Raw genomic sequence first — 5050 nt, 5'->3', positions numbered from 1 at the left:
CAAAACAAAGTAAAAGCCTGATTACTAATGTGTAACCAAGCTATATAGAATTCTTTATTTATTTCGCCTGTCTACTTGACAGGGGGTACATCACTGCGTAGTTGCTTTTTTTGTTGGTTGTTTGCGTTTCGGTTTTGGATTCTTATTACGATTTTGCATCTCTTCAATTGCTTCTACCGAGTTCAAAATAACTGGGATTACAATTGGATTACGATGTGTTTTTTCATATAAGAATGGTTCAAGAGTACGACGTACCGTATTCTTAATTCCACCAAAGCTTACTTTTCCTTGCATATATTCTTTTAAAGCTTCATATACAACTTGTTCAGCTTCTTTTAGTAAAGACTGTGAATCTTTAATGAAGACAAAACCACGAGTAACTAGTACTGGTTTTGAGATGATTTTGTTTTTACGTGAATCAATTGGAATGATAACAGAAACAAGTCCACTATCACCAAGGATTTGACGGTCTTTTAAGACAGCTGTAGAAATACCAGAACTATCATTACCATCAACGTAAATATCATCTGCATCAAAGCGTAAAGAACTTCTAAACATCTTGTGATCACGTAAGACAAGAACATCACCGTTTGCACATATAAAGATGTTTTCTTTAGGAATACCTGTTTCCATTGCACTAGCAGCATGTTGTTTTAACATTTTGTATTCACCATGTGCAGGCATAAAGTATTTTGGTTTCATCAATTGAAGCATTAATTTTTGTTCTTCACTTGATGCGTGACCTGTAGTATGTAAGTTATTTAAAATTGAATTTGTCAGTACATTTGCACCATGACGATACAATTTATTAATTACTGTATTAACACTTTGGTTGTTTCCAGGAATTGGACTACTTGAGAAAATAATCGTGTCGCTTGGTTGCAAGCGAATGTGTCGATGTGTTCCTGCAGCAATTCTTGATAAAGCAGCAAGAGGTTCTCCTTGTGATCCAGTACAAACAATACATGTTTTACTTGCGGGGTAGTGATTGAGTTGATCAGGTGATAACAAGTTTGCATCTTTGATTTTGATTTTTCCTTGTTTTCTTGCAACTTCTAACACATTTTCCATCGAGCGACCAAACACAGCAACTTTACGTCCGCATGCGATAGCAGCTTCTAATATTTGTGCTAAACGGTAAACGTTTGAAGCAAATGTCGCTACAATGATACGTCCATCAGTTTTCTTAAAGATGTCTAAGATTTGACCAGCAACCTTCTTTTCTGAGATTGAAAATCCTTCAACTCCAGAGTTTGTAGAATCACTAAGTAATAAATCTACACCGATTTGTCCGATGTATGCCATCTTTTGGTATTCTGAGTTCGTACCGACAGGTGTTAAGTCAAATTTAAAGTCTCCTGTAGTAACAATTCTTCCGTTATCCGTATTTACGATAATTCCAAGTGAATCTGGAATTGAGTGTGTCGTATCAAAGAATCCTGCAGTAAAGTGTTTTGTCTTTACTTTTGAATCACTATTGATGTGACGTATTTTCACATTTCGCAATTTTCTTTCATCAAGTTTCTTTTGAATTAAAGCACTTGCAAATAGTGGTGCGTATATTGCATCAATTTGCACATGCTGTAATAAATAGGGAATTCCACCAATGTGGTCTTCATGACCATGGGTGATAATTAAGTATTTCTTTTTCTTATTGTTTTCGACTAAGTGTTGAAAGTCAGGGATGACAGCATCCACTCCTAACAACTCTTCATCTGGAAAACGCACTCCAGCATCGATAATCAAGATTTCATTACCTTGTTCGATACAGTACATATTTTTTCCAACCTCGCCTAAACCCCCTAGTGCGTACACTAAGGTGTCAGTATTTCTAATCTTATGAAACCTATTATCGTTTTGTTGGTTTGTTTGTTTGGATTGCGTTTTCGGTGTTTGTTTCTTTTCGTTCATTTACTTCTCCTTCTAACACCTTTTGACTTCAAGTATTATAGCATACTCTGTCAAATTGCACATGATTTTCGCATAAATTTGCATAAAAAAAGCATAAGTTAGATTTAGCTTATACTTTATATTGGTGAATTATTCAATCACAATTGGATCATGTAATGTTTCTGGGCCTTGATCTTCCTTGATGTGATCATAGAATAGGGTGCCATCTAAATGGTCCATTTCGTGCTGAAGTACGATAGCTGTATAACCACGCGCCCGAATACGAACATCCTTTTTTTGTAGATAATCGTATGCTTCGATGGTAATGCGTGCATGTCTTGGTACAATCCCTTGGTGCACTTCTTCAACAGATAAACATCCTTCGCCATTTGCTAGATAACTATCTTGCTCAGAATGGCTGATGAGTTTTGGGTTGATTAGTGCATATTGTTCCACAATTTCATCTTCTTCACCTCGAAGTACGACAGCTAACATACGCTTTTTTTGTGCAACTTGGATTGCAGCTAATCCAACTGCTGGTTTAAATCCCTCATTTTCTATCTTTTCTTCATCTGTAGATTCACATACATATTGGTAAAGTGCTTGAATTAGCGCTTCATCTTCTTTTGATAAAGGGAAACTGACTTCTTCAGACACCTCACGGATTCGTGGATCTGAATCAAGTATAATATCTTTTATTGTTAATCGCATATAATATTTCTCCTACTGTTGTATTTTACGCAATTCTTTAAAATTTGCAAAGCATTTTGACATATTAATTTAAAAATATGTATTTATAGTGTAAAATGTAGTGCAGGTGATAAAGTGAAAAAATTAGGAAAGTTATTTAGTCTTAAGATGCCGCCTATGTATGATCGATGGATCCATGCGGCTGTTATTATATTAATCTTCTTTGGAACTATCATGGTCGTTTCAACAAGTGTTGGGATGAGTGCACAATCTCCCAATATTGTAAGAAACACGATTATTAAACAAGTGTTGTTTTTAATCATTTCGTATTTTGCGATGGTAAAAGTAGCTAGAGTTTTTCAATTGTGGCTACGAAATAAGAATTTCTTACAAGTACTCGATGTTGTTGGTGTGCTAGTTGCAGCACTTTTGGTATTTGTTGTACTGTTTTCAACACCAGTAAATGGAGCGAAGTCTTGGATTCAACTACCTGGGGGATTGGGTACAATTCAACCAAGTGAGTTTGCAAAAGCCTTTTTAATTGTGTATATGGGAGTAAATATCTATCATATTGGACCACAAAGAAAAACGCTTATGCAAATTATTTTTCGACCAACATTTTTCTTTATTGTGTTTGCATTATTAATTATTGCACAGCCTGACTTTGGTACAATTGTTGTTTTGACAATGATTTTCTTGATTTGTAATATTGTACCAAGCCACTTTAAACTAAGTGGCATTCAAACCTTATGTAAAATTGCACTAGGATGTATTGTTGTTGGTCTTGCCTTTAGTATGACGCATTTTGGTATTACCGTATTAGAGAAATTACTAGGTGCAGATAACTATCAACTTGCGCGTTTTATAAATGCGGACAATCCATTTACGCAAATCTTTGGAACTGGATATAACTTAACCTATAGTTTGTATGCGATTGCCAATGGGGGAATCACTGGTTTAGGTCTAGGACAAAGTGCACAAAAATATGGATATTTACCAGAAGCAGAAACGGACTTCATTTTACCAGTAACAATCGAAGAACTTGGACTTTTTGGTTTACTAGTCATTGTAATTGGATATGGAATTATACTATATCGTCTTTTCTATTTTGCAAAACGTGCAGCAGATGATGGAACACGAATGATTTTAGTTGGTACTGCTGTGTACTTATCAATTCACTTTATTTTAAATGTTGGAGGTGTAAGTGCGTTTTTACCACTAACCGGAGTTCCACTCTTATTTATTTCAAGTGGAGGTAGTTCACTTCTATCTATTATGGTATTAATGGGTGTGTGCCAGTCGATTATTTCACTGATACGACGCCAAAGAAAGAGGGTATTACGATAATGCGAGTATGTGCGGGGAAACATGGCTCAAGACGTTTAGAGTCTTTAAAAGGAGATCTTACTAGACCTACTGGTGATAAAGTAAAAGAAGCAATCTTTTCAAGTATTGGACCATACTTTGATGGTGGAGTTATGCTTGATTTATTTGGTGGTAGTGGAGGAATGGCACTGGAAGCTATATCACGGGGAATGGATTATGCATTCATTTGTGATAAGAATAAAGCAGCTATCCAAGTAATTAAAAAGAATATAGAAATCTTACATGAACAAGCCAATACAAGTGTTATGCAAGCAGATTATCACAAAGTATTGCCTTGCTTAAAAAACGAAAGGTTTCGTTTGGTTTATTTAGACCCTCCATATGCAATGCATGTATATGAAGAAATTATGGAGTATCTACAAGAAAATAAAATGTTAACAGATGATGCATATGTCATTTGTGAAAGCGATAGTAAAGTTGATTTACCAGTGCGTATAGGTACATTAGAAAAATACAAAGAAAAAGTATATGGTAAATCAAAAATACATATGTATAAAGGAGTAAGTGAATGAAAAAAGCAATTTATCCAGGAAGCTTCGATCCGATAACAAAGGGGCATTACGATATTATTGAACGTTCTAGTAAAGTGTTTGATGAAGTCGTGATTGTCTTAATGAAAAATCCGGATAAAAAGGCATTGTTCACAATTGAAGAACGAATTGAAATGATTAAGCAAACGTGTGCAAATCTTCCTAATGTTACAGTTGATGTTGGAGAAGGATTGACTGTACACTATGCAAAAAAACAAAATGCTAAAGTTATGATTCGTGGAATACGTGCTGTACAAGATTATGAATATGAACTTCGTAATGCTACTGCAAACATGTGGTTAGATGCGGATATTGAAACTTGTTTCTTTATGGCAAAACCTGAATATTCTTTTTTATCAAGCAGTTCAGTTAAAGAAATTGCTAGCTTTGGTGGAGATGTCAGTAAGTTTGTCGATCCATATGTAATAAAGAAACTAAAAGAAAAGTTTGATACTAAGAACTGATGTACCCCCTGTCAAGTAGACAGGCGAAATAAATAAAGAATTCTATATAGCTTGGTTACACATTAGTAATCAGGCTTTTACTTTGTTTTG

5 protein-coding genes are annotated in these 5050 nt (G+C 34.9%); 3 read left to right on the top strand and 2 right to left on the bottom strand.

All coding sequences use genetic code 11. The features are described from left to right. Positions 1 to 90: 90 nt before the first annotated feature. Positions 91 to 1911, bottom strand: a complete 1821-nt coding sequence (locus M2098_RS11490) for a ribonuclease J (protein WP_280684613.1) — start codon at positions 1909 to 1911, stop codon at positions 91 to 93. 129 nt (positions 1912 to 2040) lie between these two features. Next, complete coding sequence (def, locus tag M2098_RS11485) at positions 2041 to 2601, bottom strand: peptide deformylase (protein WP_280684614.1); 561 nt, start codon at positions 2599 to 2601, stop codon at positions 2041 to 2043. Between the two features lie 156 nt (positions 2602 to 2757). Between def and M2098_RS11480 the strand changes: the two genes are divergently transcribed. Genes M2098_RS11480 through coaD form a run of 3 tightly spaced genes read left to right on the top strand, consistent with a single transcriptional unit; the run spans position 2758 to position 4960 of the window. Further along, positions 2758 to 3927 (top strand): FtsW/RodA/SpoVE family cell cycle protein, encoded by a 1170-nt coding sequence (locus M2098_RS11480; protein ID WP_280684616.1) that lies wholly within the window; start codon positions 2758 to 2760, stop codon positions 3925 to 3927. After that, positions 3927 to 4478, top strand: a complete 552-nt coding sequence (gene rsmD / locus M2098_RS11475) for a 16S rRNA (guanine(966)-N(2))-methyltransferase RsmD (RefSeq protein ID WP_280684618.1) — start codon at positions 3927 to 3929, stop codon at positions 4476 to 4478. Before M2098_RS11480 ends, rsmD begins: the two co-directional genes overlap by 1 nt. Next, positions 4475 to 4960 carry a pantetheine-phosphate adenylyltransferase gene (gene coaD / locus M2098_RS11470; protein WP_280684620.1) on the top strand — a complete coding sequence of 162 codons (486 nt, stop codon included), beginning with the start codon at positions 4475 to 4477 and terminating at the stop codon, positions 4958 to 4960. Before rsmD ends, coaD begins: the two co-directional genes overlap by 4 nt. The last annotated feature ends 90 nt before the right edge of the window (positions 4961 to 5050 follow it).

Source organism: Breznakia sp. PFB1-19 (assembly GCF_029893935.1).
Lineage (GTDB): Bacteria > Bacillota_I > Bacilli_A > Erysipelotrichales > Erysipelotrichaceae > Breznakia > Breznakia blatticola.
Note: the sequence above shows the minus strand (reverse complement) of the source record. Positions and strands in the feature narration are given on the sequence as shown.

Bases quoted from the DNA above. Each gene is read 5' to 3' on its own strand.
- M2098_RS11490 (WP_280684613.1), bottom strand. From the start codon at position 1,911: ATGAACGAAAAGAAACAAACACCGAAAACGCAATCCAAACAAACAAAC.
- def (WP_280684614.1), bottom strand. From the start codon at position 2,601: ATGCGATTAACAATAAAAGATATTATACTTGATTCAGATCCACGAATC.
- M2098_RS11480 (WP_280684616.1), top strand. From the start codon at position 2,758: ATGTATGATCGATGGATCCATGCGGCTGTTATTATATTAATCTTCTTT.
- rsmD (WP_280684618.1), top strand. From the start codon at position 3,927: ATGCGAGTATGTGCGGGGAAACATGGCTCAAGACGTTTAGAGTCTTTA.
- coaD (WP_280684620.1), top strand. From the start codon at position 4,475: ATGAAAAAAGCAATTTATCCAGGAAGCTTCGATCCGATAACAAAGGGG.